The 1240-nt window shown below is 56.6% G+C and carries 1 rRNA gene (running past one end of the window); it reads left to right on the forward strand.

What is annotated here, in order from left to right:
* Positions 1-1185: ribosomal RNA gene (locus ACFV20_RS36635) — 23S ribosomal RNA — on the forward strand (its annotated part extends 1781 nt beyond the left edge of the window); the annotation flags it as partial.
* Positions 1186-1240 lie beyond the last annotated feature (55 nt).

Raw genomic sequence — 1240 nt, forward strand, 5'->3', positions numbered from 1 at the left:
GGCTTTACGTCCTGAGCTGGGGGTGGCCGCAGAGACCAGCGAGAAGCGACTGTTTACTAAAAACACAGGTCCGTGCGAAGCCGTAAGGCGATGTATACGGACTGACGCCTGCCCGGTGCTGGAACGTTAAGGGGACCGGTTAGCTCACTTTCGGGTGGGCGAAGCTGAGAACTTAAGCGCCAGTAAACGGCGGTGGTAACTATAACCATCCTAAGGTAGCGAAATTCCTTGTCGGGTAAGTTCCGACCTGCACGAATGGCGTAACGACTTCTCGACTGTCTCAACCATAGGCCCGGTGAAATTGCACTACGAGTAAAGATGCTCGTTTCGCGCAGCAGGACGGAAAGACCCCGGGACCTTTACTACAGTTTGATATTGGTGTTCGGTTCGGCTTGTGTAGGATAGCTGGGAGACTGTGAACTCTGGACGCCAGTTCAGGGGGAGTCGTCGTTGAAATACCAGTCTGGTCGTGCTGGATGTCTAACCTGGGTCCGTGATCCGGATCAGGGACAGTGTCTGATGGGTAGTTTAACTGGGGCGGTTGCCTCCTAAAGAGTAACGGAGGCGCCCAAAGGTTCCCTCAGCCTGGTTGGCAATCAGGTGTTGAGTGTAAGTGCACAAGGGAGCTTGACTGTGAGACCGACGGGTCGAGCAGGGACGAAAGTCGGGACTAGTGATCCGGCGGTGGCTTGTGGAAGCGCCGTCGCTCAACGGATAAAAGGTACCCCGGGGATAACAGGCTGATCTTCCCCAAGAGTCCATATCGACGGGATGGTTTGGCACCTCGATGTCGGCTCGTCGCATCCTGGGGCTGGAGTCGGTCCCAAGGGTTGGGCTGTTCGCCCATTAAAGCGGTACGCGAGCTGGGTTTAGAACGTCGTGAGACAGTTCGGTCCCTATCCGCTGTGCGCGTAGGAGTCTTGAGAAGGGCTGTCCCTAGTACGAGAGGACCGGGACGGACGAACCTCTGGTGTGCCAGTTGTTCTGCCAAGGGCATGGCTGGTTGGCTACGTTCGGGAGGGATAACCGCTGAAAGCATCTAAGCGGGAAGCCTGCTTCGAGATGAGGACTCCCACCTCCATGAGAGGGTAAGGCTCCCAGTAGACGACTGGGTTGATAGGCCGGATATGGAAGCACGGTAACGTGTGGAGTTGACCGGTACTAATAGGCCGAGGGCTTGTCCTCAGTTGCTCGCGTCCACTGTGTTGGTTCTGAAACCACGAACAGCCCCACGCCGCCA

This window comes from Streptomyces sp. NPDC059696 (assembly GCF_042733745.1).
Lineage (GTDB): Bacteria > Actinomycetota > Actinomycetes > Streptomycetales > Streptomycetaceae > Streptomyces.